We start from the raw sequence: 323 nt of genomic DNA, 5'->3' as shown, positions 1-323 counted from the left end.
GTTGTGTAATTAGGACCCATAAAACGATTTTTTATAGAAATGTTTCCTGGAGCAATGTCTGCAATCATCTTAGGGATGAAAAAAGGATTAAATCTTGGAGTACCATCACCTTCGGCAAAATTTAACACCTCATTTTGAAATGTTTCTAATCCACCAATTCCGGCTCACCAAATTACACCTACTCTTAATTTATTTATAGTCTCTAAGTCTAGTTTAGAGTCCGCAATAGCCTCATCAGATGCGACCATTGCGTACTGCGTAAACCTGTCCATTTTGCGGGCTTCTTTTCTATCTAGACAATCAGTTGCCACGAAATTTTTTAA

1 pseudogene is annotated in these 323 nt (G+C 37.2%); it reads right to left on the bottom strand.

The annotated features are described in order from the left end of the window. Positions 1–323, bottom strand: a pseudogene (locus V6251_RS15225) (beta-ketoacyl synthase N-terminal-like domain-containing protein); the annotation flags it as partial.

It is taken from the genome of Olleya sp. Ti.3.14 (assembly GCF_038154885.1).
In the GTDB taxonomy this organism is placed as follows: Bacteria; Bacteroidota; Bacteroidia; order Flavobacteriales; family Flavobacteriaceae; genus Olleya.
The sequence above is the reverse complement of the archived record's forward strand: the minus strand, read 5'-3'. Positions and strand labels throughout refer to the sequence as shown.